The organism is Natronocella acetinitrilica (assembly GCF_024170285.1).
Lineage (GTDB): Bacteria > Pseudomonadota > Gammaproteobacteria > Nitrococcales > Aquisalimonadaceae > Natronocella > Natronocella acetinitrilica.
On the sequence record NZ_JALJXV010000009.1, the window covers coordinates 191282 to 218044 of the forward strand.

At 62.2% G+C, this 26763-nt stretch carries 25 protein-coding genes; 11 read left to right on the forward strand and 14 right to left on the reverse strand.

Features of this window, described 5'->3' with window-relative positions; all coding sequences use genetic code 11:
* Positions 1-52 precede the first annotated feature (52 nt).
* The 3 genes from J2T57_RS18065 to J2T57_RS18075 form a co-directional block, all read right to left on the reverse strand.
* Positions 53-3325 carry an ATP-binding protein gene (locus tag J2T57_RS18065; RefSeq protein WP_253482774.1) on the reverse strand — a complete coding sequence of 1091 codons (3273 nt, stop codon included), beginning with the start codon at positions 3323-3325 and terminating at the stop codon, positions 53-55.
* Positions 3322-4611 (reverse strand): metallophosphoesterase family protein, encoded by a 1290-nt coding sequence (locus tag J2T57_RS18070; protein ID WP_253482777.1) that lies wholly within the window; start codon positions 4609-4611, stop codon positions 3322-3324. The genes J2T57_RS18065 and J2T57_RS18070 overlap by 4 nt, the downstream gene beginning before the upstream one ends.
* A 331-nt stretch (positions 4612-4942) precedes the next feature.
* The gene (locus tag J2T57_RS18075; protein ID WP_253482780.1) at positions 4943-6460 is read right to left on the reverse strand and encodes a methyl-accepting chemotaxis protein; all 1518 of its coding nucleotides are present in this window, start codon (positions 6458-6460) and stop codon (positions 4943-4945) included.
* Between the two features lie 111 nt (positions 6461-6571).
* Here J2T57_RS18075 and J2T57_RS18080 point away from each other — a divergent pair, with 111 nt between their 5' ends.
* Positions 6572-6826: a DUF3047 domain-containing protein gene (locus J2T57_RS18080; protein WP_253482784.1), complete on the forward strand. Its 255-nt coding sequence runs from the start codon at positions 6572-6574 to the stop codon at positions 6824-6826.
* A 64-nt stretch (positions 6827-6890) separates the two neighbouring features.
* On the opposite strand, the gene J2T57_RS18085 is transcribed toward J2T57_RS18080, so the two are convergent.
* Positions 6891-7514, reverse strand: a complete 624-nt coding sequence (locus tag J2T57_RS18085; protein WP_253482787.1) for a c-type cytochrome — start codon at positions 7512-7514, stop codon at positions 6891-6893.
* 171 nt (positions 7515-7685) lie between these two features.
* The gene (locus J2T57_RS18090) at positions 7686-8294 is read right to left on the reverse strand and encodes a hypothetical protein (protein ID WP_253482790.1); all 609 of its coding nucleotides are present in this window, start codon (positions 8292-8294) and stop codon (positions 7686-7688) included.
* A gap of 272 nt (positions 8295-8566) precedes the next feature.
* On the opposite strand from J2T57_RS18090, the gene J2T57_RS18095 reads away from it, so the two are divergent.
* The 6 genes from J2T57_RS18095 to J2T57_RS18120 all read left to right on the forward strand — a co-directional run bounded on the left by J2T57_RS18095 (position 8567) and on the right by J2T57_RS18120 (position 14795).
* Positions 8567-9205 carry a glutaredoxin domain-containing protein gene (locus J2T57_RS18095; RefSeq protein WP_253482793.1) on the forward strand — a complete coding sequence of 213 codons (639 nt, stop codon included), beginning with the start codon at positions 8567-8569 and terminating at the stop codon, positions 9203-9205.
* Positions 9206-9378: 173 nt separating this feature from the next.
* Positions 9379-10083, forward strand: coding sequence for a TVP38/TMEM64 family protein (locus J2T57_RS18100; protein WP_253482796.1), 705 nt, complete (start codon positions 9379-9381; stop codon positions 10081-10083).
* A complete protein-coding gene (locus J2T57_RS18105) occupies positions 10080-11501 on the forward strand; it encodes a dihydrolipoyl dehydrogenase family protein (RefSeq protein ID WP_253482799.1) in 1422 nt (473 codons plus the stop codon). Before J2T57_RS18100 ends, J2T57_RS18105 begins: the two co-directional genes overlap by 4 nt.
* Before the next feature lie 46 nt (positions 11502-11547).
* A complete protein-coding gene (gene arsS, locus J2T57_RS18110; RefSeq protein ID WP_253482814.1) occupies positions 11548-12510 on the forward strand; it encodes an arsenosugar biosynthesis radical SAM (seleno)protein ArsS in 963 nt (320 codons plus the stop codon).
* Positions 12511-12535: 25 nt separating this feature from the next.
* On the forward strand, positions 12536-14170 hold the full coding sequence (locus tag J2T57_RS18115) for an ATP-binding protein (RefSeq protein WP_253482830.1): 1635 nt from the start codon (positions 12536-12538) through the stop codon (positions 14168-14170).
* Between the two features lie 4 nt (positions 14171-14174).
* Entirely contained in the window at positions 14175-14795 is a 621-nt protein-coding gene (locus tag J2T57_RS18120; protein WP_253482834.1) for a response regulator transcription factor, read from the forward strand.
* Here J2T57_RS18120 and J2T57_RS18125 read toward each other — a convergent pair.
* On the reverse strand, positions 14774-15439 hold the full coding sequence (locus J2T57_RS18125) for a TIGR04282 family arsenosugar biosynthesis glycosyltransferase (protein WP_253482854.1): 666 nt from the start codon (positions 15437-15439) through the stop codon (positions 14774-14776). The genes J2T57_RS18120 and J2T57_RS18125 overlap by 22 nt on opposite strands.
* 54 nt (positions 15440-15493) lie before the next feature.
* Here J2T57_RS18125 and J2T57_RS18130 point away from each other — a divergent pair, with 54 nt between their 5' ends.
* Positions 15494-16891 (forward strand): SLC5/6 family protein, encoded by a 1398-nt coding sequence (locus J2T57_RS18130; RefSeq protein ID WP_253482857.1) that lies wholly within the window; start codon positions 15494-15496, stop codon positions 16889-16891.
* Complete coding sequence (locus J2T57_RS18135; protein WP_253482860.1) at positions 16884-17846, forward strand: metallophosphoesterase; 963 nt, start codon at positions 16884-16886, stop codon at positions 17844-17846. Before J2T57_RS18130 ends, J2T57_RS18135 begins: the two co-directional genes overlap by 8 nt.
* Here J2T57_RS18135 and J2T57_RS18140 read toward each other — a convergent pair.
* Positions 17843-18169, reverse strand: a complete 327-nt coding sequence (locus tag J2T57_RS18140) for a glutaredoxin family protein (RefSeq protein WP_253482863.1) — start codon at positions 18167-18169, stop codon at positions 17843-17845. The genes J2T57_RS18135 and J2T57_RS18140 overlap by 4 nt on opposite strands.
* A gap of 194 nt (positions 18170-18363) precedes the next feature.
* On the opposite strand from J2T57_RS18140, the gene J2T57_RS18145 reads away from it, so the two are divergent.
* Entirely contained in the window at positions 18364-18933 is a 570-nt protein-coding gene (locus J2T57_RS18145; RefSeq protein ID WP_253482877.1) for a carboxymuconolactone decarboxylase family protein, read from the forward strand.
* 39 nt (positions 18934-18972) lie between these two features.
* Here the strand turns inward: J2T57_RS18145 and J2T57_RS18150 are convergent, their stop codons facing one another.
* Positions 18973-21444 carry a tubulin--tyrosine ligase family protein gene (locus J2T57_RS18150; RefSeq protein ID WP_253482880.1) on the reverse strand — a complete coding sequence of 824 codons (2472 nt, stop codon included), beginning with the start codon at positions 21442-21444 and terminating at the stop codon, positions 18973-18975.
* 161 nt (positions 21445-21605) lie between these two features.
* On the opposite strand from J2T57_RS18150, the gene J2T57_RS18155 reads away from it, so the two are divergent.
* Positions 21606-21899, forward strand: coding sequence for a hypothetical protein (locus J2T57_RS18155; protein WP_253482883.1), 294 nt, complete (start codon positions 21606-21608; stop codon positions 21897-21899).
* Between the two features lie 87 nt (positions 21900-21986).
* On the opposite strand, the gene J2T57_RS18160 is transcribed toward J2T57_RS18155, so the two are convergent.
* The 6 genes from J2T57_RS18160 to J2T57_RS18185 form a co-directional block, all read right to left on the reverse strand.
* The gene (locus J2T57_RS18160; protein ID WP_253482886.1) at positions 21987-22220 is read right to left on the reverse strand and encodes a hypothetical protein; all 234 of its coding nucleotides are present in this window, start codon (positions 22218-22220) and stop codon (positions 21987-21989) included.
* 10 nt (positions 22221-22230) lie between these two features.
* Positions 22231-23457 carry a YeeE/YedE family protein gene (locus tag J2T57_RS18165; protein ID WP_253482890.1) on the reverse strand — a complete coding sequence of 409 codons (1227 nt, stop codon included), beginning with the start codon at positions 23455-23457 and terminating at the stop codon, positions 22231-22233.
* A gap of 13 nt (positions 23458-23470) precedes the next feature.
* Positions 23471-24427, reverse strand: coding sequence for a sulfurtransferase (locus J2T57_RS18170; protein WP_253482893.1), 957 nt, complete (start codon positions 24425-24427; stop codon positions 23471-23473).
* 148 nt (positions 24428-24575) lie between these two features.
* Positions 24576-24992 carry a thioredoxin family protein gene (locus tag J2T57_RS18175; protein ID WP_253482896.1) on the reverse strand — a complete coding sequence of 139 codons (417 nt, stop codon included), beginning with the start codon at positions 24990-24992 and terminating at the stop codon, positions 24576-24578.
* 130 nt (positions 24993-25122) lie between these two features.
* Positions 25123-25686, reverse strand: coding sequence for a hypothetical protein (locus tag J2T57_RS18180; RefSeq protein WP_253482898.1), 564 nt, complete (start codon positions 25684-25686; stop codon positions 25123-25125).
* Positions 25683-26705, reverse strand: a complete 1023-nt coding sequence (locus tag J2T57_RS18185) for a DUF3179 domain-containing protein (protein ID WP_253482901.1) — start codon at positions 26703-26705, stop codon at positions 25683-25685. The genes J2T57_RS18180 and J2T57_RS18185 overlap by 4 nt, the downstream gene beginning before the upstream one ends.
* Positions 26706-26763: the final 58 nt, after the last annotated feature.

The following is a 26763-nucleotide window of genomic DNA, read 5'->3' on the forward strand; positions in this document are numbered from 1 at the left end:
CGCACCGGGATATGCAAACGATCCCGAAAGGACCAGGACCCCGGTGGGGTTTTCAGCGGAGAGGGGGATCGTTCGATGGGACTGCGGATTCGAGCCAATTGATGAGTTCGGCGGCGTCACCTGCCTGCTCGGCGGATAGTGAGGCCGTCACTGCCCTGTGGCGACCATCCCGATCGTAGCGGGGCGTGGGGTCCAGGTATCCCTCATCTAACAACCATTCCTGGAACTGGGTCAGGCGTTTCTTGCCGAGACCGTGGATGGATTCCTGCTGCAGGGATTGCATCAGCCGATCGGCGTCGCCATCGACGGCCTTGGCCCGCTCGGCGAGGGGGCCGATGAGCGTGGACCAGCCACTGGCCGCGGACTGTTCAAGTGTTGTCCGGTCAACTGGTCTGCCGCGTCCGCGACGCCAGGCCGCGCACCATTCCCGCGCCAGCCCGCAGCGATGATGAAGCGATTCGGCCTTTTCGGTGGGTACGGCGCCCATGCCTTTCTGCTGCGTCAGCAGGCTTTCCAGTTGCCCCAGTGTTTCTACCCGATAGTCCTGGAGCAAGCGGTGCAGCAGGGGCAGGTCATCCCGAAGCAAATGAAAAATGTGGATCAACCCGGGATCGTCTGCGGGAACCATGGGCGGTACTGCCAGATGCTCCGAGTAGGCCGCCGCGTCGGCGTCGGCAGGTGGCGGGATCCTTGGTGCCGCAATGGGCCGTAGCTGCTCGGCGGTCATCCGGGTGCCGCCGTCAGTGCCGCCCAAAACCACCCGATGCGGCGGCTCTCCCGTTGCCATGCGCCAACGTTCGGCATCTTCCGGTTGCGCCGTGAGATAGATGATCTGTCTCTGGTCTTTTGCGGCGAGGCTCCCCAGGGCCTGGGCGATGCTGTTGAATCGCTCGGGGTCGGTGGTCGTCAGTGCCTCGTCCAGAAACAAGGGCATGCGCGGGCCGTTACCCTCGCGGGTTCTGGCCCAGGCAACCCGCAGTGCAATCAGCAATTGCATGCGCGTGCCAACGGACAATTCCGGAAGTGACCGTCGCTCGCCCGTTGCAAGATGACGGGCGCAAGGCTGTCCCGCCTCGTCAAGCTCAAGGGCAAACCGATGATGGGTGAAGGTTCGCAGGTAATCATCGGCGAGACGAACCGCTTCGGGTTGATGCAGGCGTCGGTTTTCCGACTCCACCGTGGTGACCAGCCATCGGCCAAGTTCAGCCCGCATGCGCTCATTCCGGCGGCGTGAGAGATCATCCCGGAGTTGATCCCGTTCCGCACGAGCCCTCTCCAGAGGGTGGGCGGCCTCCACACCGCGCAGTTCCGCCTGGAGGCTGGCCCGTCGATCCATCAAGGCGTGAAGATCCTCGGCGTCTTGCGCGGCCCTGTCTCGTTCTGCTCGAATGGTGGCCTCGTCGTCAGCCTCGACGGCCTCCCGCAGGGCATCATCCTGTGCGAGTTGCCGCGCAAGGGACTGCTCGCCGGCCATCGCCTGGCGGTAGGCCTCTGACGCTTGCTGCCATGCGTCGCGCATGCGAATCCTTTCGTCCATGGCGACTCGATCGTTCACATCAAGACCACAGGCCTGGTAGAGCGCAGCAAGGCGTTCCTGCGCCTGGTGCAGGTCGTCCTGATGTTGCTGGATTGCACGCGCGGTGCGCTGTAGCTCCGCTCTCGCCTCCCGTGCAATACGGGTGCGGCTCTCGAGGGCATCACAGGCGCTGGTGAGACGGTCGGTATCGGACTCTGCTCCCGGAGACAGGTCGAAATCCGCCAGGTAGCCGTGCAGCTGCTCGCGCAGCTTCCCGTGTTGGCTTTCCAGCTCGCGAACCCGAGCCATGGCGCTTGCTCTTGTTCGTGACAGCTGATCAAGATCATGTAGTTGATGGGCAAGACGGAGGCTGGTGCCGGGGAGGATTTCACCTTCCAGCGGCAGACCGGCCTCGACGGCGAGCGCCGACAATGCATCGTGGGCCCTGGCGGCATCCTGTTCGGCCTGATCCCTTAAGGCTCTGGCCGCGCCTGCCCGGGACTGAGGCTGCGGGGTGAAATGGGGCCGACCGATGACTGCGAGGCCCGCCAGCAGCAGTAGCACACCGATCACCGCGAGCATGCGGAGCAGTCCGTCACCGCCGAACATGACGAGCCCCAGCGCAGGCGCACAACCGGCAACGATGAGGGTGGATCCCAGCAGATACTGTCGGCGTTGGCCGCGCCGCTGGTCTGCCATGTCCCGGGCGTCGGCCTCGCCGGCATTACGTGAGGCGTCTTCGGCGTCCAGCAGGCGCAGTCGCTCCCGGGCCTGGTTCAGGCTGTCGGCCGCCTGCTCCACGGCCCGGAGCCACTCTGGCCCCGGGGCCAGCAGATCCTGCTCCGGCGCCGTCGCAGCCGGCCGTCGGTCGGAACATGTGGCGTCCGCGGCGGCCTGATCCTCCCGGGCGCGGGCAAGCTGATCGTCCAGTCGCTTGAGGCGATCCAGCCAGCTTCTGGCGAGGGAGCTGTCCGGCAGGTCGCCGGTTTGCGTGAATCCGCTGGATCGCAAACGCTCGCGCGCATCGGCTTCATCCTGCTGCGCCTCATTGAGCCGTTTCCGGGCCGTGGACTGGGCTGCCTCCGTGTCCTCGAGCGTGGTGGGGGCCGGACAGTGCTCCATTCCCGGGGGGTAAGTGTTGAGCCGTTCCTCCATCTGCAGACGCTGTCGTCGCGCCTCAAGCCACGCCAGGGCGCTATCGCAGCGGGTGACGATGCGCCCGGCCTGCTCTGCCTGCCCGATCCGGGTTTCCAGTTCTGGCAACCGCCTGCGCTCGTCAAGAAGACGACGGTTCTCCCGGATGGCGGTGCTCAGCTGTGACTCTGCATCGCGCAGTTGCTGGGCAAGCTGGCGGTCGCGCCCCGGTTGGACGTGAAATGGGCCCTTTTCCGAGGCGAGTGCCGACAGGTCGAAGCCACCTGCCAGGGTCTGCAGAAAACGGCGGGTCAGTTTTTCATCATCACGGCTTGCTCGCAGGAGGTTATCCACCTGCAGCAGGTAGGCGTCCAAGGCGTCCGGATCGGGGAGCGGTGGTGGGAGTTGGGGTTTGCCGTCGCGGAACCACTCGATCGAGCTGCCGGTCCGCTCGACGCGCCATAGCGCGCCGTCGAGCCAGATATCGGCTGCCAGCACCAGCCCTGCGGGGTCGTTTCCTGCTGGCGCGAGGAGATGACGTAGTGCCCGAATCAGGCTGCTCTTGCCGGAGGCATTCGGTCCACTGACGACGGTGAGTCCATCTGGAAGATCAGAAATTGACAGTGGCTGATCAATGCCGGCAAGGCGCTGGATATGAAGGCTTTGCAGCCTCATGCGCTATCATCCTCACGTTGACGCAGCAAGGCATCCAGTCCGCCGATGATGGTCTCACGCAACAGATCCGAGAGCGCTTCGTCAGTCCAGTCTGGAGACGGCAAGACATCCCAGGCCCTGTCGGTAGACGCATCATCAAGACGCCGACGCGCGTCATCAAGCAGTGCCTGTCGTTGCGGGTTATCCGGCGCTTGGTCGATTAGCAGCAGGCGTTGAGCCATGAGACCGACGGGATCATGGCGACGGGCCAGTTCATCGAGGTCGGCCTCGGGTCGCAGATCGTATTCGATGCGCGAGACGAAGCAGCGCAAACCATCCACGACGGAGACATCATCCAGGTTCTCGCCGGACAGCAGTTCCTCGATTGATGAACGCAGTCGACTGCGCCCGGTAAAGCGAATGCGGACGCCCAGCACTTCGGGTTGAAACTCTGCCGCCATGACCTGCTGCGCATGACGCTTCAGTGCATCCAGCATCCTGCTTCTCGCCGCGATGGCATCGGACATGTTGTCGATGGGTACAGTGATGGAGTCCCAACGCAAGGGGGCCAGCGGCCACTGGACGAGGTCATCGAGTCCAGTTGGGCCTACCGTCACCAACCACGGCCCATGGGCACCGGTTTCCGTGGCGCGCAGGGGCGTGACAGAGCCCAGATAACCCATCGGATTGCTCACGCTCAGGGCGTCCGGCTTGTGGATGTGCCCCAGCAGCCAGGCGTCGACGCCGGCGTCGCTTAGCTCGTTGCTGCGCACCGGCGCATGCGGGCTGGAAGACTGATCCCGATCGCAATGCAGCAGGCCCAGTGTCGGACCGGTGTCTCGTGGGAGTGATTGCCCGGACAAGGGGCTGGTTCTGACAACCGGGCTCGGGAAGGACCAGCCGCAAAGATTCACCCCGGTGCCATCTGCACCCTCAAGAGGCAGATTCTCCCAACGGCCGTCCCGACCCAGCAGCCGGAAATCGGCTAACTCGTCGGCCAGCGCCGGCAGCACCTGCACGTCGTGATTGCCTGCCACGGCGGCCACCTTGATGCCGGCGGCGTGCAGCCTTTGCACCGCCCGCCGCAGCTCGCCATAGGCTTCGAAGAAGTCGTCTTCCTGTTCCACCACATCGCCGGCGAAGGCCACCACATCAACGCTGCGCGCGATGGCAGTATCCACCAGATGATTCAGGGCGGCCGCGGGTGAGAGCGGACGACTCGCCTCGGGGCTCCGCAGGAACTCCGGTAATCCTCCGGGGCGGCGACCCAGGTGCAGGTCGCCGACGGCGAGCAGTTTCAAGGGCATGCAAACAATCCAGATCCATCAGTGCCCGCCTAGTGTACCCCGTCGTTAATCCTGTAACATTCAGCGGGTCGGAAAGCGCTTAGCTGCAAGGCAGAGCTCGCCGGGAATGCTTATTGCCTTTCCAAGAGGCCTAACGCCGCAGATGAGCGCTTTCCGGCTCGCCCTTCGGGAGTGCGTCTGAGTCGACATTGCGGTGTTGCGCCCCTTGTAAAGGGCTGGCCATTCACTGCGGGTCGCGCCTTGCCCTGTCGGCTCAGTCACACTCTGAATGCTACAGGATTAACAACGGGGCACACTAGCTTACCTGAACATCGACCGGGCCCGGGAGACACTAGATTCGAAACCGCTGGAGTTCCTGGGTGACCCCGGTGACTGCTTTGGCGATTTCGTTGGCTGAGCGGGTGGAGGCCTTGGCCCGTTCCCTGTTGCTGGCCGCCGTCACGTCGATATCCGCGAGGCGGCGGTCGATCTCGTCGGCCACCTGGCTCTGCTGTTCCGCTGCGGCGGCGATTTCGATACTGGTCCGGGAAATCCTGGAAACCCGTTCGATGGCCTCGTCGAGTGCGCCGGATGCGGTCTGCATTTCATCGGCGCTGCGGGAGGAATCTCTCACCCCATCCAGCATGGTCGCCGTGCTCTGGGCGGTTTCTTCCTGCAGTTGCCTGATCAGCGTTTCTATCTCGCCGGCGGAGGTCTGGGTCTGGCGGGCCAGGTTGCGCACCTCGTCCGCCACCACGGCAAAACCACGACCATGTTCGCCCGCCCGGGCCGCCTCGATAGCCGCGTTAAGGGCGAGCAGATTGGTCCGTTCGGTGACCTCACGGATCACCCCCACCACCACACCGATGTTCTGGCTGCGATCCTCGAGGCGCTGAATCTGCTCGCTGCTGTCCCGGAGCCGCTGTGCGAGTTCGGCGATCACCTTGTTTGCTCGTTGGACGGTGCTTCGAACATCGCCGAGTAGCTGATCCGTCTCCTCGGTGGCGCCGGCCATGTCGGCAGTATTGCGGGCCACTTCCTGAATGGATGTGCTCATCTCCGTGACTGCGGCGGCCAGTTCCGTGGTGCGAGTGGATTGCTCTGCCGCGCTCTCCGACGTTTCTTCCGATCCGCGCTGTACGTGCCGACCGAGTTCCCCAAGGCGCGTCATCACCCCTGACACGCTGCGTAAAGTGGTCTGTATATGCTCCAGGGACGTGTGCATACCCACGGTCGCGGAGCCTGTGGGGTTCGGAAAGCGATACTGCAGATCGACGGTGCCACCATCCCGCAGGTTGGTCGCAATCTGGTTGAGTTCGGCTCCCTGCAGGGCGTCACGTCGAAAAGTCAGGGACAGATACACGAGCACCAGCGTCTCGAAAACCACGTAGGCGGCGTGGATCAGCACGATGCCAAGACCCATCTCGGCTCCCGGCGGGAAAGCGTAGACCGGCGCTCCGGCAAGCTGCAGGTGATGAAAAACCAGGTGGTGAACCGCGATCACCCCGGCAGCAACGACAATGGGCAGCCAATCGCGATAGACCAGCAGGAATGCCAGCAGCACGAAAATACCGAAGTGCAGCTCCAGCATGCCCTGTGTCTGGTGGATGGTCAGCCCCGCCAGCACCATGTAGGCGACACCCACACTGATGCGGGTGATGCGGGCGCCCGGTGCCAGTCGAGCCAGTGCCGTGGGAATGGCGGCAGCCGGGAATCCGGCCACAAACCAGGCGAACCAGGTCCCGTGCTCGGTCGCCAGCAACAGCGACCCGAAAGCGATCATCCACAAGACGACCACGGACAGGCGGTCTCCCCGCCGGTACAGTTCGGACAGATCGTGATGGCCTGAGTCGACGAGCGCGGCGCGCATGGGACAGGTTCTCCAAGGAAGAGATTAGAGTCTAAATGGCCCCGGTCGGGACGACCGTGAGCTACTCCACGTTATCGGCGAGCGTCGGTCATTCATTAGCCGCATCATCGATTGCGGGAACGACTTATCGCCGGCACCGCCGAACGTGTGTTCAAGCCGGCGGATATCATCGAGTGGGACAACCACGCGTTCAAGGGCGAGACACGCTACTCGCTGGTGGAGATCGACGACCGTGAGGCGGTCCATGCCCAGTGCACGGACGATACTGCTTCCGGGCTTTTCCTCCGGGAGGAGATCGATCTCGAGGCCACCCCGATCATTTTTTTGTTTCCACGAGGCGTGGAAATAAAAAAAGCGCTGCAATGAGCAGCGCTAATAGGGACATCGATCAGTGTCTCCTTAAGGAAGTGGGGAAGACTGCAGCGCTTCCTTATCGCTCCCGGAATTTTTCCTGCTCTACTTTCATGTATTCAACCAGCGCTGCGAGATCTTCTGAATCCCAGGCCAATGGTTCGGCAGCCATTGGGGCAACCATGCAGATCTGGATCATTTCGTCCAGATGAACTTCAGTCATGCCGAAGTCCGTAAGTGCCATTCCCACTCGGTGAGGAAACGGCTGGGCGAAGGTATCTGCATAACCGGAACTCGCCATATGGCAGGTGGCACAAGCCATACCGTTGGTCGACAGGCTGTTGTCGTAGAAAAGCTCTTCGCCTCTTGCCAGCAGTGCCGCCTGTTCACCTTCATAGGGTTGATAGTCGGCGGGACGCGCAACGGCGTCACGCAATTCGGCGGATGCTTCGCCTTCAGCTTCCCCTTCAGCCTCACCCTCGGCCTCTCCCTCAGCCTCTCCCTCAGCCTCGCCTTCGGCCTCTCCCTCAGCCACCGGCTGAATCAGTGCTGATAGCCTTGATGATTGTTGCTCGATCAGCTCCGCCGCACCTAAGCTCGCACTTGAGCCGTAAACGGCCACCAACAGCAATGGAGCGGAGGCAACGACGCCGCAGGACAAGGCACTTAACAGGTGTTGTCGTTTTTCTGCTCTCTCGGTCATGCGATGCCCTCCCAGGCTTTTGGTTGTACTCAACTTAAAAAGTCTAGGTGCCGGCTCTCATACCGGTAGTTGGGGAATCTACGTAGGCAGGTCCATGCAATCACGAATCGTACAAGCGCGACTTCAAGGACGTCGTCTTGCGCAGGATCTTTTCGTTTTTTATCAAGGTGACTAAGTCGATGCTCGTTTTCTGCCGGTGAAAACGTCGCCGGCAGCCAGCGGTCGCGGTTGAGCGGCTCCATCGCCCTGATCAAGACTCTGCCGATAATCCTGAGTTGATTTTGCGATACCCACCCCACTGGGAACCCTTGATCCTGCAACGGTTGCGAGTATCCGTATCAGCGCCAGGTGGTGGGTGGTGTGGCTGGCCAGAAAGGACAGTTCCCGCTCCATGGTCGAATCAAGATGGACGCGGCGCTTCTGGCCGGAAATGGTCACAGTCTCAGGCATGCGCACACGGGAAGGACCGCTACCCTGCGCCAGTTGCTGTAGTTCCTGACTTATTTCGTCGATTCGAAACAGCGCGAATGAGGGAGCGGTCTCGACACTGGAACCCCGCGTGCGGTTCTCATAGTCGACCGTCGTGCAGTCTCTCAAGAGGGACTCATAGTGGTTGAGCACGTGTCGGACCTGCTCACCGATGCTGCCGCTACCAAGATCGGGATGCTGGCGCTGAAAGGTGCTGCTCGACGTCTGAGTGATCAGCGTGCGTAGCTGTGACAGGAGGTTGATGTTTTCCGCAATCAGTGCCCGACGGGACTCATCCATTGTCTGCTCCATGCTAGTTTCGGGACACAAGGCAATAGGCTCTTTCAAAGCCTACGTGAACAGCCATGGAGCGGTATGCGCGATTCTACGTATCCTAGGGACGCGCTGAAATATTCACGCCGCCGCGCGCCGCGCCTGGCATCACGAAAAATCTGTGTGTAACGCGACGGTGTGAATACTTCAGCGCGTCCCTAGGGGTTTTTCCGAATGTTGCTGTGCCCTCTGTGGCCGTTACGCTTTCGTCCATGAATCGGCGAAGCGAAAAGCCCCAGGGGAGGGCAAACATGCAAGACGCAACGGTCAATGTCACCGTCTACCGCTGGGCAGGCGCCTGGGGGCCTTTTCGGGTCAGGATTCCCTGCGGCGAATGTTCGCTGACGAAAGACGTTATCGAGGACACGCTTGCATCCGAACTGGCGGATGTGCCAGTACGCCTATCCATGCGGGACTGGTTAAGCGAGTGGTGGCGACCGCTGAGAGCCGGCGGCTGGCATGCGCCGATCGTGATGGTGGATGGCCGTGTTGTCAGTCAGGGTAATGCGCTGAACCGCGGCGTGTTGACCCAGGCTGTTGTCCAGGCGCACGCCCGCAAATCCCGGCTTGCCGGCAATCACGTCTATGGAAAGGCGTCCTGCCCGCATTGCCATCGGGCGTGCGGCTATCTGAAAGATGCTGGCCTGGATTACACCTACCATGACGTTGTCCGTGAGCCGCGGGCGCTCTATGCCATGCTCGCCAGGGTCAAGCCGATCGTCGGTGCCAAGACCCCGATTACCGTTCCGCAGATCTGGATCGATGGACATTACATCGGCGGCGCGGACGCCTTGTCTCATCTGCTCGATCGGGAAGTGACGCCCAATTTCGATCGGGGCCAGTGCTCGTTGTCGCCGGGCGATGGACTGAACGACGGACAGTACGTTTAAGGAAGCGCTTCCTTAAGTCAAGCTGGGCACCGGCCCATTCGTCATTCCTATGGCAATGCTGCCCTGCGGCAAGTACATATAGTCAAGGTGGCCTCGTGCGCGGACACTGTGTCCACGTCGTCTGGAGTAGTATCCGCGCACCAACGACTGCGCAATCACGAAGGGAGAGTTCGATGAACAGGCGTTTGGCTTCAAGATTGGGATTGCTCCTTGTAGTGGGTGCGCTCATTGCGTTTGGTATCGCCTTTCGGGAGAGCCTGAGCATCGGCATGCTGGAGCGTGGCCTTGATGATCTGGGCGCCTGGGCACCGCTGGCCTTCATCGCTGCGTATGCGATTGCCACGGTGGCGTTCATGCCCGGCCTGATCTTCACCATCGCGGGCGGCGTGCTCTTCGGGCCGGTCTTTGGCACGCTCTTCAGCCTCACCGGCGCCACCATCGGGGCCATGCTCGCATTTCTGGTCGCGCGCTACGTGGCTTCAGACTGGGTGGCGGCACGCGCTGGGGGACGACTCGAGCGTCTGATCAAGGGTGTGGAGCGGGAGGGATGGCGCTTCGTTGCGTTCACTCGTCTGGTGCCGGTATTCCCCTTCAATATTCTTAATTACGCCCTCGGCCTTACCCGGATCGGTTTCATGCCCTACGCCCTGGCCACGTTCATCTGCATGGCTCCGGGGGCGTTCGCCTACACCTGGGTTGGCCATGCGGGGGCGGAAACCGTCGCCGGGGGGCGCAGCGGTATTCAGGCCATCCTGATCGCCATCGGGCTGCTCGCCGCCGTCATCTTCCTGCCAAGGCTCATTCGTCGCGTCAAAACCGACCCCTCGGTGGAGCAGCGCGACGAGACCAAGCCCGCCACGTCGGAGGGCGGTCGGTGAAGCGCCATGACCTGATCATTATCGGCGGCGGCGTCGGTGGCCTGGTGACGTCCAGCGTGGCCGGGCAACTGGGGCTGGACGTTGTGCTCATCGAGCGTGAGAACAAGCTTGGCGGTGACTGCCTGCACTATGGCTGTGTTCCCAGCAAGACCCTCATCCGATCGGCCGAAGTGGCGCACCTGACGCGTCGGGCAGGGGATTTCGGTATTCAGGCAGGTGAGCCGGTCACAGACCTCGGTGCGGTGACGGATCGCGTGCGTGAGGTGATCGAGTCCATCCAGAAGCACGATGATCCCGAGCGTTTTCGCGGTTACGGCGTGGATGTGCGCTTTGGCGAGGCCCGCTTCACCGGCCCGCATTCGGTATTGGTGAATGGCACCGAACTGCACGGGCGGCGATTTGTGATCGCCACGGGCTCCCGGCCGGCGATTCCACCGGTTCCCGGGCTGGAGGAAGCGGGCTACCTCACCAACGAGACCATCTTCGGCCAGCGCGAGCTGCCGCGACGTCTGGGCGTACTCGGCGGCGGGCCGATCGGTCTGGAGTTGGCGCAGTCCTTCGCCCGCTTCGGTTCCCAGGTCACGGTGATCGAAATGGCGGATCGGATTCTGCCCCGGGAAGACCCCGAAGTGACCGGTGAGTTGCAGGAACTCCTACGGGAAGAGGGCCTGACCATCCACACCGGCACTGCGGTGGAGCGCGTCAGCGTGGAGAACGGCGAAAGGCTGTTGCACTGTCGGCAGGGTGACTCGACGATGACGGTACCCGTTGACGAGATCCTGGTGGCCGCCGGCCGCAAGCCGAACGTCGAGAGCCTTGATCTGGACAAGGCCGGTGTCGCCGTGGAGCGTGCCGGGATTACCGTTGACCCGCGCATGCGCACCTCGGCAAAGCACATCTTTGCCTGCGGTGACGTGGCCGGCCCCTATCCGTTCACGCACATGGCGGAGTATCAGGCCGGGGTGATCATTGCCAACGCCGTGTTCCGGTTCCCGAAAAAGGTGGATTATCGGGTGGTCCCCTGGGTGACATACACCAGCCCCGAACTCGCTCATGTTGGTCTGACGGAACGCGCGGCCCGGGATCAGGGTCTGGATATCCAGATTGCGCGGTTTCACTTCCGGGATGTGGATCGTGCACTGGCCGAAGGGACGGGCCAGGGCATGATGAAGCTGGTTGTGCACAAGGGTCGCGTGGCGGGCGCCACCATCCTTGGTCCCCACGCCGGAGAACTCATCCACGAGATGGTGCTGGCCATGCAGGCCCGGGTGCGGATCTCGACCATTGCGGCGGCAATTCATGCCTACCCGACTTTGGCCCAGGTGCACCGCCGGACAGTGAATTCCGTGTTGTCTGCGCAACTTTTCGCGCCGCGGACTCGTACCCTGGTTCGCTGGATCAACAAATTGCTTCCCTGAACAGCCGGCCCGCCGGGCACTGCTCAGATTGATCGAAGGAGAGACAATGGCCGTTACCGAACTCGTACCGAACTACGGAGACTTTCCCGCCATATCGCGGGGCCGGCTGAACACGCTGCAGGTGAATCTGGGCTACGTCTGCAACCAGACCTGCTTTCACTGTCACGTGAATGCCGGGCCGAACCGCAAGGAAGTCATGGAACGGGAGACTGTGGACGAGTTGCTGGCGTTCATGCGCGATAGCTCCATCGGCGCACTGGATCTCACCGGTGGCGCACCCGAGATGAACCCCCATTTTCGTTATTTCGTCGAGGCGGCAACCGCCATGGGCGTCTCGGTGACCGATCGCTGTAACCTGACCATACTGGAGCAGCCCGGATACGAGGATCTGGCGGAGTTTCTCGCCCGCCACAAGGTACAGGTGGTGGCCTCATTGCCGTGCTACATGGAAGACAACGTTAATTCCCAGCGTGGCGACGGCGTCTTCGAGGACAGCATCGCAGGGCTCAAGCGCCTCAATGCACTGGGTTACGGTGCCGAAGGCAGCGATCTGGAACTGACCCTGGTGTACAACCCCCTGGGCGCGAGTCTCCCGCCTTCTCAGGTTGAACTGGAATCGGCATACCGCGAGCATCTGGGCTCGGAGTTCGGCATCCGCTTCACACGCCTGTTCACCATCGCCAACATGCCCATCAACCGCTTTGCCAAGACCCTGGCGAAGGAGGGCAAGTATGGCAGCTACATGCAGCTGCTCCGGGATGCACACCGCGACGAGAATCTGGACGCGGTGATGTGCCGGTCGCTGATCTCCGTGGACTGGAGAGGCTATGTCTACGATTGCGACTTCAACCAGATGCTGCACATGCCGCTGGGTGGTGGCTCGGTGACCGGGACGCATATCCGGGATCTGTCTGCCGCCAGGGTTGATGGCATGCCCATTGCCGTTGCCGATCACTGTTTCGGTTGCACAGCGGGGCAGGGCTCCAGTTGCGGCGGCGCGCTGGACTAGTCCGCGAGAAGCCGGAGGCAAAGCCATGGCCACCGTAACCCGACAGCCTGTGAGTCTGGAGCTACCGCCGGTGTTGCGGGTCTCGCTTCCGCATGTGGCGACGCTGGTTCTCTATCTGTTGCTCACCACCTGGGCCAGCCAGTTCATGCTGGATGAACCGCCGGTGCCGTTGCTCTGGCCGGCCACCGGTATCGGCCTGGCGATGGTGTACCGCTTTGGTTACTCAATCGGGTTCACGCTGATGGTCGCGGGCACGATTGCCCACACCGGATTTGGCGCCGACTTCTGGATGGCGGTAATCCTCAGTGCGGGCGCCGCGGCCGGTGCGATGGCTGGTGCCTGGATTCTGCATCGGCTGGATTTCGATTTCCGGCTGGAGCGGGTCAAGGATGTGCTCCTGCTGTTGCTGGTCGGCGCCCTGGTCAGTGCGTTCGTCAGCGGGCTGACCGGTACCCTGGCCATGGTGGGCGTGACATCCGCCTTTGCCGAGACCCTGGGATTGTGCTGGCTGGCGGATACCATGGGCGTGGTGCTGTTCGCGCCGGTGCTGATCAGCTTGTATCCGCGCCAGCCGCTGCGGCTCATGCGGACTGTTCGGGCTGCCGGCTTGATCAGTGTCGTGCCTGCAGTGACCTATCTGGTTTACGCCGGCGGTTTGCCGGATCATGTTGCTCTGCCCATGTCCTACGCAGCCTTCCCGATCGCGCTGTTTCTGGCGTTTCGGCTCATGCCCGCTGGTGTTGCCCTGGCCACGGTGCTGGGGGCAATGGTAGCGGTTGGCTGCACCGTGCTTGGCAAGGGGCCCTTCGCCCAGGCCGCCGACATGCGCCCGGACCTGGTCTCGCTATTCGTGCAACTTGCCATTCTGCAACTGACAGCGCTGTTGCTGGTGGCCATTCGTCACGAGCGGGTGGAAGCCGAGCGACGGGCTCGGGATCACCTGCGGACACTGGCCCGGGTGGGCCGAATGAATGCCATGAGCACCATGGCCGCGGGCATTGCTCATGAAATGAACCAGCCGCTATGCGCGGTCAACAGCTATGCCCAAGCCGCCATTCGCATGCTGGATCGTCGAGCCGAGCCCGAAGCCCTGGCGGAGCCGCTCCGACGAATCGTCGATGGCACACAGCGAGCCTCGGATATCGTCAAGCGGACACGCCATTTCCTTGAGACCGGAGAAGAGGACCGGACGCTCTGTGACATCAATGCGCTGGTACGCGACGCGGCCGCATTCATGAAGCCGGAATTCCAGCGTCATCAGATTCGCCTGCAGGTGCAGACCACGGATGCCCGGGCGCTGGTGGATGCCGATGGGCTGGAACTGCAACAAGTGCTGGTGAATCTCATGCAGAACGCCCTGGAGGCGATCACCGGCCTGGGTACCGGGTCGAATCATTGGGTCCGCGTCACCACGGCGCTGGTGCCTGGCAAACATCAGGTGCAGGTGACAGTCACCGATAGCGGGCCGGGACTACCCGATACAGATGTCAGCACGCTGTTCGACCCCCTGGTGAGTCATCGTGACGGCGGCACGGGGCTCGGCCTGGCCATTGCCCGTTCCATTGTCGAGGCCCACGGGGGCGGCATTTCGGTAACGAATAGTGGCGATTCTGGCGCGGAATTCCGGATTGTGCTGCCGGTCCGCACAAACAGGGAGTAGGGCGATGCGCGACAGTGTTTTTCTCGTCGATGACGATCAGGATGTGCGCGAGGCGGTGACCTTCCTGCTCACGGCGGAGGGTTTGCATGTTCAGGCCTTCGAGTCCCCATCCGGGATTCTCGATTACATCACACCGGATCACGTGGGCTGTCTGCTTCTGGACGTGCGCCTGCCCGGAATGAACGGCCTCGAACTCCAGGAGGCGCTGCGGGAGCGAAACATCCGCCTGCCGGTCGTGTTCATCTCCGGGCATGGCGATATTCCCATGGCTGTGCGGGCCATCAATGCCGGTGCACTGGATTTCATCGAGAAGCCCTTCAATGATGAGTTGCTGCTTGAGAAGGTGAACAACGCACTGGAAATCAGCCGCACGGCCCGGGAACAGCAAGAGGACAGACTGGACGTGGAGAAACGCCTGTCCACGCTGACACCCCGCGAGCGCGAGGTCATGGAAGGCATCCTCTCAGGCAAGCTGAACAAGGTCATCGCCTACGATATGGGCGTTAGTGTGAGAACGGTAGAAGTCCACAGGGCTCATCTGCTGGAGAAACTCGGTGCACGGAACAGCTCCGACATGGTTCGCCTGGTGTTGTCCACCGATGCCTACCGGGACTGGCTGCTTTGAGTGCGATCGCCGCCGGCCGACCGTCCGTGTTCCCTGTGCCAACGGCGGACGTCCGGCCACCGATCCACATCCCAGCTCGTGTCGATTTCTGCCAGCGCAATGCCGAGACGTCGCGCGTTGCGTCGCGTCTGCGCGAGTACGCGTCCGGTGCCCCAGTCGATACCCGAGAAGATCGCCGGATTGATTCTTTGCCGCGCCCCGACGAGCACATAGCCGCCGTCCTCCGCCGGTGTGACCACCATGTCCTCGCCCGAGTCGAGAACCTCGAACGCCCGGCGAATCGTGTCGGCCCGCAAACCGCCGCAATCCGCGCCGATGATCACTGCCATGGGCGCGCCCTCAAGCGCCTGCCCGAGCGCCTTGGCCATTTTCCGGCCCAGATCACCGGGGCGTTGAACGCGCAGGCTTGCACTCAGGTCTCGTGCCCGTGCCCTTAGCCACGGGTGGCCGCGGGAGGGCGCAGCGTGCAGTTCCAGTGGTGCGGCGCCGCTGTCGGCCGCGACAGCGAGCACCGACAGGCAAAGGCGTTTGTAAAGTCTTGCTGCTCCAGCACCCAGCACCGGCCGCAGGCGTGTCTTCACGCGTCCCGGAACGGGCGCCTTGGCGAAGACGATAAGTCGGGCGGCAGGGAACAGATGGGGCATCGAAGCGCCTCGTGTAGCGAAGGGATCAACGTCAACCTTACCTGAGGAGAGAGCATGGAAGGTATGCCTGTAACTGCCCTGATCGGCATTCTGGTGGTGCTGGCCGTTGTCAGCGTCGTGATCGCGCCCCGGGTGCGAACCGCCGACGGATTTTTCCGCGGCTGGTCGGACACAGGGGCCGCTCCCGGCGTGCTGACACTGACGTTCTCCCAGGTCACCACCTGGATTTTTGCGCGATCACTGCTCAACGCAGGCATCCTGGGTTACTTCTTCGGCATCGCCGGCGCCATCGCCTACACCGCCTATTACGGATCCTTTCTCACCGGCTGGCTGATTGTCGACCGTCTGCGTTTTCGCTACGGGGTCGACAATATCCAGGCATTCCTGCAGAGCCGCTTTGGTCGCGCCGGCACAGCCTGTTTCAACCTGCTGATCTCCCTGCGCCTGTTGACCGAGGTGTTTGCCAACCTGCTGGTGGTGGGGATTGTTTTCGGGGTTGCCGGCTCTTCCGCCTACGTGCTTTCGATACTCGCTGTTGCCGGTGTGACCCTGGCCTACTCCATGAGCGGCGGGTTGCGGGCGTCCCTGCGGACCGATCTCTGGCAGATGTCCCTGCTCACCATTCTGCTGGTGGTGCTCACGGCGATGATGGTGGTCCACCCCCTGTTCGAGGTGTCGGCAATCGCCGCCAGCAGCCCGGAGCTGGTCAGCCCGGGATGGATACTCCTGCTGGTAGCCCTGCTGCAGGTCCTGAGTTATCCCATGCATGATCCGGTCATGATGGACCGCGGGTTCCTCGCCGATCGGTCAACCACGCGCCGCAGCTTCCTGCATGCCTTCTGGATATCGGCCCTGTGCATACTGGCGTTCGGCATGCTCGGCGTGTTTGCCGGCCTGCACCGGATCGGTGACGAAGAACTCATCGCCACCTTGAATCGCCTGCTCGGCACGCCGGCGATGCTGGCGCTGGGCGTCGCGCTGGTGCTGTCCGCGGCCTCCACAATGGATTCAACGTTCTCCAGTGCCTCGAAACTCGCCATCATGGATATGCGACTGGGGAATCCATCGGCGCGGAATGGTCGCATTGCCATGCTGCTGTTCTGTGTGGGCGGCCTGATCCTGGTGTTCGTGGGGACTGATGATCTGTTCGCCGCCGTCGCCGTGAGCGGAACCGCGTCCCTGTTCCTCACCCCGGTGATCGCCTACTGCATTCTCGGCGGCCGTGATGTGAAGCCCTGGAGTTTCTTCGTCACGTTCCTTGCCGCGGTCGGCGGCTCGGCGTTGTACTTCGTCGAGACGTCCGGCTATGTGAACCTGATTGGCGCATTGACCGGCGTTGAACAAAGTTACAGCAAGCTGCTGGTGGTGACCCTGTGCATTCTCGCGATTGGCTTCCTGTCCTTCGGCCTCGCGCTCAAGCCCCGCAAGGAGGAGGCCCGGAACCATGGCTGATGCACCTGGCCGAACCTGTCCCTTGATCTATCGCACCAATGCGCGGGGGCTGCTGACGGCACCGTTGGTCCAGGCGGAAACCCTGTACGTGGTTGGCGGTTTGTACGGCAATCACCTGTCACTGGCCTCCATACTCGCGCTGGCGGATGCCGAGGTCCGCGCCGGATTGGCTGTTCCCACGCTGGTGTTCAACGGCGACTTCAACTGGTTCAACGCCGAGTTGCGGCACTTCCGCAGCATCAACGAAACCGTGCTGGAGCATGTCGCCATGCAGGGCAATGTGGAACTGGAGATTGCCCAGCCGTCGCCCGGAGCAGGGTGCGGCTGCGCCTATCCGGACTGGGTCGATGGGGGCGTCGTGGAGCGATCGAATCGCATCATGGAACGCTTGCAGGGCGTCGCCGCCAGTGCGCCGGACATTCGGGAGAGACTCCGCAGACTTCCCTGCCAGTTACGGGCCCGGGTGGGCGATCTCCGGCTGGGCATCCTGCATGGCGACCCCGACTCGGTGGCGGGCTGGGGCCTGGCCCTGGAGGCCATGCCGCCGGCAGGGGAGTGCAACGACACCATCGGCACCTGGTTCACGGACGCGGAAGTCGATGCCTTCGCCTGTACCCATACCTGTGTGGCCTACATGCAGGATTTTCGCATTCATGACCGCCACTGCCTGGTGGTCAATAACGGTTCCGCCGGCATGGCCAATTTTCGCGGTGATCGCCGCGGCCTCATAACCCGGGTCAGTGTATCGCCGCCGCTGGTTCAGCCCATGTATGGAACCACCCTGTGCGGAGTGCACTGCGACGCCGTCCCGGTGGATTGGGACATGACCGCGTGGGACGGCTGGTTCGGGACGCGGTGGCCGTCCGGCTCACCAGCGGCCCGGTCTTATGGAAAACGCATCAAGGAAGGGCCCGGCCACCGGCTCGAACGCGCGAATAGATCAGTGTCTCCCTAGGCGTCCCCGAAGCGGTTCAGCAGATAACGGGCAATATCCCTGGATTCGTACATCCATTCCACCTCACCGTCTGCCGACTCGATTCTGAGGCAGGGAACCATCTGTTGTCCTCCGCCCGCAACCAGCTCGGCCCGGTGGGCGGGGTCATGCAGAATGTTTTTCACCGGGATGTAGACGTCCAGTGCCGCCATGCGATTCTGTACCAGCACGCAGAACGGGCAGAACGTCTTCACAAACAGTTGCAGGTCATCCGGGCGATGTCTGCGATTTTCTTCGTTCATCGGCTGCTGCCCCAGAATACGCATCATGAATCTCGTCAGCACTGAAAACGCCTCGTCTCGAGTGGTCGCGCAGTTTCATCCTTTGGAAGGACACCGTCAATACGGGAACTACGCATTGGGATTCCCGGCAAATAGCATCACAGTGCTCCTAGCGTGACGTCCGGGCTGCCTGTATGACGCCGTGGCAGGCGTTGCGTTCCGTTCCGTTTTAAATCCTGATTGACAGAGGGATCACCATGTCCGCTGAATACAAGATCAAGGCTTCTCCCAAAACCATTGATACGGCCGATGCCCAGGCCCGGCCGCTGCTTGAGGGGGCCAAGGCAAAGCTTGGCTTCGTGCCCAATATGTATGCGCACATGGCAAAAGTGCCGGGTGTTCTGAGTACCTATATCCACGGTTACGAGTTCTTTCGTGGCCAATCCGGCTTTACCCCGGCGGAGCAGGAAGTGGTTCTGCTGACGATCAGCCGCGAGAACGGCTGCGAATACTGCGTGTCGGCGCATAGCATGATTGCCGAGAATGTCTCCAAGGTGCCGGCTGATGCGCTGCAGGCCCTGCGGGATGGCAAGCCTCTGTCAGATGCCCGCCTGGCCGCTCTCAGCAACTTCACCGCAGTGATGTTGCAGTCCCGCGGCAAGCCGTCCACGGACGAGGTTCAGGCCTTCCTGAAAGCCGGTTTCGAAGAAGAGCACATCCTGCAGATCGTGCTTGCCATGGCTGTGAAGACCCTGAGCAACTACGCCAATCACGTGAACCATCCGGAACTCGACGAGGCCTTTTCCGGGCACGCCTGGAAGGCGTGAGACAGCTCCGCTCCCGGACTGCTTCCGGGAGCGATCCAATCAGGCCGTGACAGCCCGCCTGTCCTGCAGCCATTGGAACAATCGGGTCGCGGTATCCCCCAGTTCCTGTACCGGCAGATCGAACATCGGGCGCTCCTCGAGCCAGTCCGCCAGCGCCGTCATGTCGGATGTGTCCGGAGATCGCCCTTGTCGACCCAGACTGGACTGCAGGCAGGCCGCGACCACGTGTTGGACTGCCGTTGGTCGAAGCTCCGCTGCCGAACCGTCGCTGTCCTGCGCCATCACCGGACGGACGACTGCGACAACGTCGAATTGCTGCGTTTTCAGGCTGTCATTTGGCAGGGCCAGACGAAACGGGTTCGACGCTCCCCAGGTATGCAGAAACGGGGACACGATATCCCTGTCCAGGGGTAGCGCCCGCCGTAAATCATCCCGTGCTGATTCCGGAATGCGCGCGGCCAGCCCGGCGGGACTAATCGGTGATGCGTCATCCGGCAGCCAGAAGCCGCCGGAATGACCGTAGCCGATCAATCGGCCCATCGTCACCGCCAGGGTGTCCTGGATGGATTCCGGTCCGTCCGCCACGAGCAGTGCCGAGGACGGCCCGGCTGCGCGAGCCTGCAAGGGAACAAGCGTACCGCCTATACAGGTCCGGTCAGCCGTGGCCACCATGTCCCGCAGCAGCAGCCGATAGAGCACGGGAACGAGCTCCCCCAATGTCAGTCCGGAAGTGAGAACGCTCTGGTCCGTGGTCACCGCGTAGCCCACCCTGGATTCAACAACGCGGAGAGCCGCGTGATCGCCGGTGACTGTCTCCGCCAACTGCAGGAAACTGCCCTCGATTCGAGACGCAAGCAACTGCGGCACAGTGATGATGGACGTGAATGCGCCAATGCGTACGCCGATGTCCACGCTCTTGCGGGCTGATGTGCGAGTCGATTTCTCGGAATCGTGGTGTGACGACGATACGGTAGTGTGTGCCGTAGCAACCTGGCGCAATAGCCCGGACGCAGCCCAGTCGGCCAGCAGATTCCATGTGTCGCGTCGTTGTTCCCAGGCTGCCTCCGGGGCCAGTGGAGCACCCGCGTTGCCTCTCGCAGCCAGCAATTCATCGGTAATGTTATCCGGGTCCGAACCGTCGGTCGCCTTGAGCCAGATCCAGCCGGCGGCCGGATTGGGGGTATAGAGCGTGCCGCTATCCTCGGCGTAGAGCGCGAGGGAATCGCTACCGATGATCTCCGCCGTCCGATGGGCCCGCAGTATCGGGCGGTCCAGTCGTCGGCCTGCCGCCCAGTCCGCAAGAATCATGTCCTCAGCCCGCGGCAGTGGAAAGTAGGGCAAGTAGCGCTCAACGTCGGCAGGCGGATAGATACGCTGATAGTCCCCGGCTCGGGCAGCTTCCTGCTCGGATGCGCTGATCAGGCGCTGTTCCGGTGTCTTGCCTGACGGTGTTCGGGATGGCTGGTTGATTCCAACCAGATTGACCATGTCCGCCACAAGTCGGCGCTTCATGTTCTCTTCCACGTCACCGCCATCCTTGGGCGCAGCGCATACCTCCAGCGACGGACTCAGGTTGCACTCCAGTATCCATGGGTTGAGGTTGGCATCCACCAGACAGTCGAGGCCAAGCAGTTCATAGCATCCGCTGGTGTCGGCCTTCACGGACCGGGTGCGCTCAAGCATGGCTTCCCGCGCCGAGATCACCGTGAGGGTCACCAGGTCACGGAGGCGCTCGAACAGGGCATCGTCGTCATGACCCTGCTCCTTGAGCCACTTGCGGTAGGTGGCAAGGCTCAGGAACACCACCGGCGTTGTCGAATTCTGGTTGGTCGCGTTGATGTCCGGGTTGGTGAGATGGGCATAAGGATTGGCGAGGTCATTGAGATCGAAAACGTCCGAGGCCAGCTTGGTGGACCCTTCTCGAAACAGATAGACCCTTAATGGCACCACCGACGTGATGAGGACATAGAGACGTAAAACATACTTGTGGCCGTCGATGGTGTGCGGGTTATCCAGATAACGCTGCACCAGCCAGCGATCACCAACAGGGACCGTAGCGATGTCCTGCACCACGGCGATGTCCTTGCCACGCGCCGCGTTCTTCGGTTTTCGGATATAGCGTCGTTCCGGGTGAGCGTGTGCGTCCCGAATCAGGGCGTGATAGTCCCCAGGCATGATGTAGGTCTCGGGGAAGAACCGCATGCGCCGCGCGTTGGGGCTGTCCGCTCCCTCCTGCTCGGCGATACGTTGACGTGTTGCTGACAGCGTCTGGTACAGGCGGCTCTTGATGGTCAGGGCGTTGTTGCCCGGAATGTGGTTGATGGTCTTGCCGTCGGTGAGCTTTTCGAATGCGCTGGGTTTGGGCATTCCCGTATACCAGCAGGTATCCCAGTTCTGTTCGTCTCCAGAGGTCCAGCGATTCGCCGTCAGGGCCTCCTTGAAGAAGCGATCCTGCTCCGGCTCACGTTTGCCGCCCAACCACATGCGCCGCGCCGACTGCTTGCCAACCATGGCGACCTCCCGAGTGAATTTCCTGTTATGGCAGAAGCTTATCACCCGCAGGTCGCGCTGCCGCTACGTTGAATTACTAATACTGTCGTCGCTCTCGATCACCGAAACTCGGACGAGGCAGATCACGATTCCGTGTCTGCCGTTGTATGACGGGAGGTAACATGTCCAGGAAAGAGAAAGGTCGACAGGCGTTGCTCAAGACACTGTCGAAAGGTCTGGTCTTCTCCGCTCCGTTGCTCATTGTGGCAGCGTATGCGTCGGGTACAGCGACTGCGGCGGAACTGGTTATCGATGAGCAGGAAGAAACTTCCTACGTGCAGGCGGTAGCCGAAGGAGAGGGAGAGGGAGAAGGAGAAGGAGAGGGCGAAGGAGAGGGCGAAGGAGAGGGCGAAGGTGAAGGTGAAGGTGAAGGCGAAGGTGAAGGCGAAGCCGAGGGTGAGGGCGAAGGCTCCTGACTCGCCACGTGTTTCACCATGACCGTCGTGCCCGTCGCCTGGCGGCGGGCACGACGCTTTACCTGTATGGGGGCAGCGCTGAATCGATCAACGTGCCTCGTCATTCTGTGATGAATCGGAGCGACAGGGCGCGCCACAGGGCGCACAGGCACTGGTCTGGCTCTGACGTTGCGTCAGGGTGGTCTCGAATCCCCCCTCTCCCATGTTCATCCTGAACGTCAGGCTGGAGACGTGATCGGCAGTAATCAGGCCACCGATCACCAGAAGCGCCGCCACAACCCGCCAACGCTTGTAATGGACCACACGTGTTGTCTCTTTCATACGCGCACCATCACTGGTTGGACAGGGAGAACCAGGGGCGTGCCCGGATACCTATTAACGACCCGATCCATGCGGCGGCGAACCAGACCCAGCCGTGCAGGCTGGCTGACGCGATGCCGCTGAACAACGCACCGATATTGCATCCGAACCCCAATCGCGCCCCGTAGCCCATCAAAAGTCCGCCGACGACCGCCGCCAGCAGGCTGCGGGAAGGAATGCCCCCGGCACTGGCCTTGTTGAAACGACCGGCCAGGCCCGCCGCCAGCATCGCGCCAACCAACAGTCCGAAATTGGTTACCGAGGTGACGTTTACCAACACGCTGTCGGCAAGCGCCAGGGCAGGGTAGTCCCAGGTCCAGAACTCGAACTGGCTCATGTCCACGCCGACACCCTGGAGCACCTTGGCACCCCACAACCCGAATGCGAAGGTGATCCCCCAGGGGTGTCCCGAGAGCAGAAGCACTGCCAGGTTGCCCAGGGCCAGCACGACAACAGCCCAGACCATCGGCCACTGCCCCTTCACCAGATTGCTGGCAAGGCCCCTGTCCGGTCCGGCGAATACACGCCGTTCAACAGTGCCGTGATGCCTGCGCTCGATGCGCGCAAACCACCAGGCCAGGCCAGCGCAGACCAGCAGTTGCAGGGCAAGAGCGTTGGCTACGCCAAGATGGGTGATGAGGCTGATGGGATCGACGCCCGGGAGTTCCAGCCACCACGGCAGGTGAATCGTGCCAATGACACTGCCGACGATGAAGAAGATCAGGGTTAGCACCATGCGGATGTTGCCGGCGCCAACGGTGAAGAGTGTTCCGGAGCCGCATCCGCCTCCCAGCTGCATACCGATGCCAAACAGAAACGACCCCACCACCAGGGAGACACCCACGGGGGCAATCGCCCCGCCCATGGCACTGTCTGGGGAGACATTTCCGAGCAAGGGGATGAACAGGATCGACGCCAGTGCCAGCAGGGCGATCTGAGCCCGCATGCCGGCGCTGCGTTTTTCCACGACGAAGCGCCGCCAGCCGCCGGTAAAGCCGAACGCGCCGTGGTACAGCGCGATGCCGAGAATGATGCCAACACCGAACAGGGCCACCAGGTAGGGCGCGGTTTCCAGCGCAATCAGCGCAGCCAGCAGGCCGCCACCGATCACGGCAGCTGAAACGACGAACCCGTCAATGCGACGCTCGGCATCCGGGGGCGCTGCCCCGGTGCCGAGGGATTCCGCTGTACTCGACATCAATAACCCCGGATCAATTCAGGAAACGGTCGATGAGCCCACCGAGGCCACGGCGTTCGGTCTGCAGCGGACGATTCTCGTCCTGTGACCACTCCACCATGGAGCCGTCATACATGGCGACATCAGTCTGTCCGGCAATCTCGCTCATGGCGAACCAGCCCATGGCTGCCCAGTGGCCGGTGTTGCAGAAGGTGATGGAGCGCTGATCGGAATTGACCTGGGCCTGCTCCATCAGCTGTCGCACGGTTTCCTCGTCGACCATGAACGAGGTCCCTTCATGGGTGAGCTTCTGCTGCTCCAGGTTCAGGGAGCCGGGAATCGTGCCGGCAGCTCTGGAGGCCGGATGCTTGTCCCGGCCCAGAAACTGGTCGGCGGGCCTGTTGTCCACCAGCTGTATGCCAGCGTTCGGAGCATTGCTCACGTCGTCGGATGAGGCAATCAGCTCAGGCCTGAAGTTCACGGCGAAGCTGCGGGGCTCTGGCTCATTCCAGCCACTTTCCACGGACTTGCCGGCCTCGACCCAGGCCTTGTGTCCGCCATTCAGAATACTGACCCGGTCGTGACCGAGCACCTTGAAAGTCCAGTACACCCGGGCGGCGCTGCCGAAATCGGTGGAGCCGACGCCGGCGGGTACGATGACGACGTCGGTGTCATTGTCGATACCAAGGCCGCCGATCAGCTCGGCGAGATCGTCCTCGGCGGGCAATTTGCCGGGCACGCCATCGCTGTCCTGTCGCCAGCCGGCCTCGGTATAGCTTGCGTAGACGGCCCCGGGGATATGGGCCTCCTCGAAGTCGCTCTGGCTGCTGCCATCAATGGCGCTGCGCACGTCCACCACGACCAGATTGTCTTCGCCAAGGTGCTGGTCGAGCCAGTCCACCGATACCAGGGGTTGCATGTCTCTCGCTCCGACCAGCCCCGGGAGCGCGATCAGCAGAGCGCCAACCACAAACAGGACGCGTGTTTTCATGACTTTCACCTCGTGGGAGAAACACTTCAGCAATTCGGGCCGCATAGCTTAGTCAATAAAAAGGAATAGGGAAGGGGGTTCTAAGGCCGAATCGGCATAACGATAGTTGTCGTGTTGCGGCGCTTACAGCCTGGTCTCGTCGACACTCTCAGCCATCCCGCTGCAAGCGCCTGAACGCCGTTCGCAGTTCATCCTCGGACCGCACGCCCTCCAGGACCTCGTACATATCTCCGTCCCCGTCGAACAGCAGCAGCGTCATGTGGGACACCCCGTGCTGGCGGGCAAAGCCGCGCCCGTCACCGGTGTTGATATCCATGATCCGCCACTCCATGGCTTCCTGAAATTCCGGATAAACCGACTCCACGTTCCTGCGCAGTCGGCGGCAATGCGGACAGCCCGGATCGTGGATCTGAACAATGACAGGTCGGCCGCTGCCGAGCATGCTGACGTCAGCCTGGGCCTGGCGGGCATTCCATTCCATGCCGATCCACATTCCCGGCACGGCCAGTGCCAGCATGGTCAGAAAGCCGCGGCGGGTATAGCGATTCACCTTTTCTCTGGACAATCCACCCGACGATGGCGGGGTTTTCGCGCTGTTGGAGGATGACTTCGTCTTGCTCTTTTTCGCCATGATTGCCGCTTCTGCCTCTTGGTTCGGACAACCGGTCAACAGTAAGAGGGACAGGTCGGAGGTGTCAGTTGGTAGAACTACTTATTGTAAGCCAAGGTGGCGCACCGAGCCGGCGTTGTAGCCAGCGATTGCCAATGAGTAGCAGCGCCGACACAGGAATCAGCCAGATGAACAGCCCCGCGAAGGCACCCAGGCCGGGGATGCCCAGCAACAGGATAATACTGGGTGCGCAGCACGCGCCGCCGGCAAAAAGGGCTGGCAAGCCACCGGCCATGGTACCGATCCTGCCGCTGCCTCGGTGGCTGCATTGCGCGGGAGCGGCTCGCAGCGCCATGGCGCCGTGCACGTTGGCGGCCAGCAGGCTACCCAGGACGGCAGCAATGAGCAGGTTCACCGGACTCGCCAGCCAGACAATGGGGCCAAGCTGCACGATGCCGAGCCCTTCGAACAGGAACCAGGAACGCATCCGAAGCGCCTGCTCCAGAGGGATCGCCCCGAACTGGGCGTACCAGTCACGGTGGTGGGCCAGGCTGATATCGTCGATGGCGTAAAGGTAAAAGAGCACGTAGAGCAGACCTGCCGTTGCCGGCACGATACCTGCGATCCGATTTCCCGCGCGGCGCATCATTCAATCACGACGGTGTCCGGGTAGAAAGCGGTCCAGGCGAACCACATGGCCTCGAAGCCGTTCACCGGTTCGAGATCGGCCAGGGCCGGATGTTGCGGGCCGTCAGCGTTGAATTCGACGTTCTCCAATGCCGCCAGGCTGTCAGTTTCGCCCCGATAGACCCAGGCCGTGTCCAGTCCGGGATCATGGAGAATCAAGTAATCTTCGTCGGCACCCTGATGAACCAGCGCGCCGTCCGCGCGCAGGCGGTCCAGGTTGATGGCGACGGCCTCGGTGGCCGTTCTGAAACCGAAGACTTCCTGTTTCGGCGGGTAGCGCTCATCTTCGTGCATCACCGGAAACATCCGTCCCGCGTTGGGTGCGTAGTAGCCTGAAATCGGTGTGTAGGAGCCGTAGGGGTCGCGGTTGTAGTTGCGTGCGAATCGTGTCCGGTCGGATAGAACCCGGGTATCCGGGTGGCGTTCGACCCAGCGTTGCCAGGTGGTCCAGAATACCCGGAACTCCTGCAGCTTCTCTCCCTTGTGCGGGCCATGGATGCCGGCGGCAAGAATCTGTGGCCAGTAGGTGTCGGTGCCGCGGTCGTACATGATCAGGTTGCTGTTCACCAGCCGGCCCGAGACACCAAGCTCGTTATCGCCGCGCAGGAATCCCAGCGCCGTGCCGGTAAGTGGACAGTAGGTGATGCTGACGTTGTCGCCGTCGATGGTGTCATTGACGATCTCGTGCCACACCAGGATGCGTTGCGGATAGGCGCGGGCCTCACCGTTGCGGTAGACGCCGATGATACGGTCGTCCGGTCGCAGGAATGCGTCTCCTTCCTCGGCGTCCCACCAGCGTGGTTGGTCGATGGAGGGAATCCCATCCTTCCCGGGGCCGCCGGACAGACTCTCGGCCCAATAGCGCGGGGCGTCCTCCGGCAGTAGCGGATTATTGCCCAGGGGCAGGGGCGACGTGGCTACTGCAGCCGTCGCGAAGAGTCCGATGGAGAGACAGATGGATGTGTACAGGCAAGCACGCATGGCAGCCTCCAGGGAATCCGGTAATCCATGGCCATAGCTTGTCTGACACCTTCCCGCA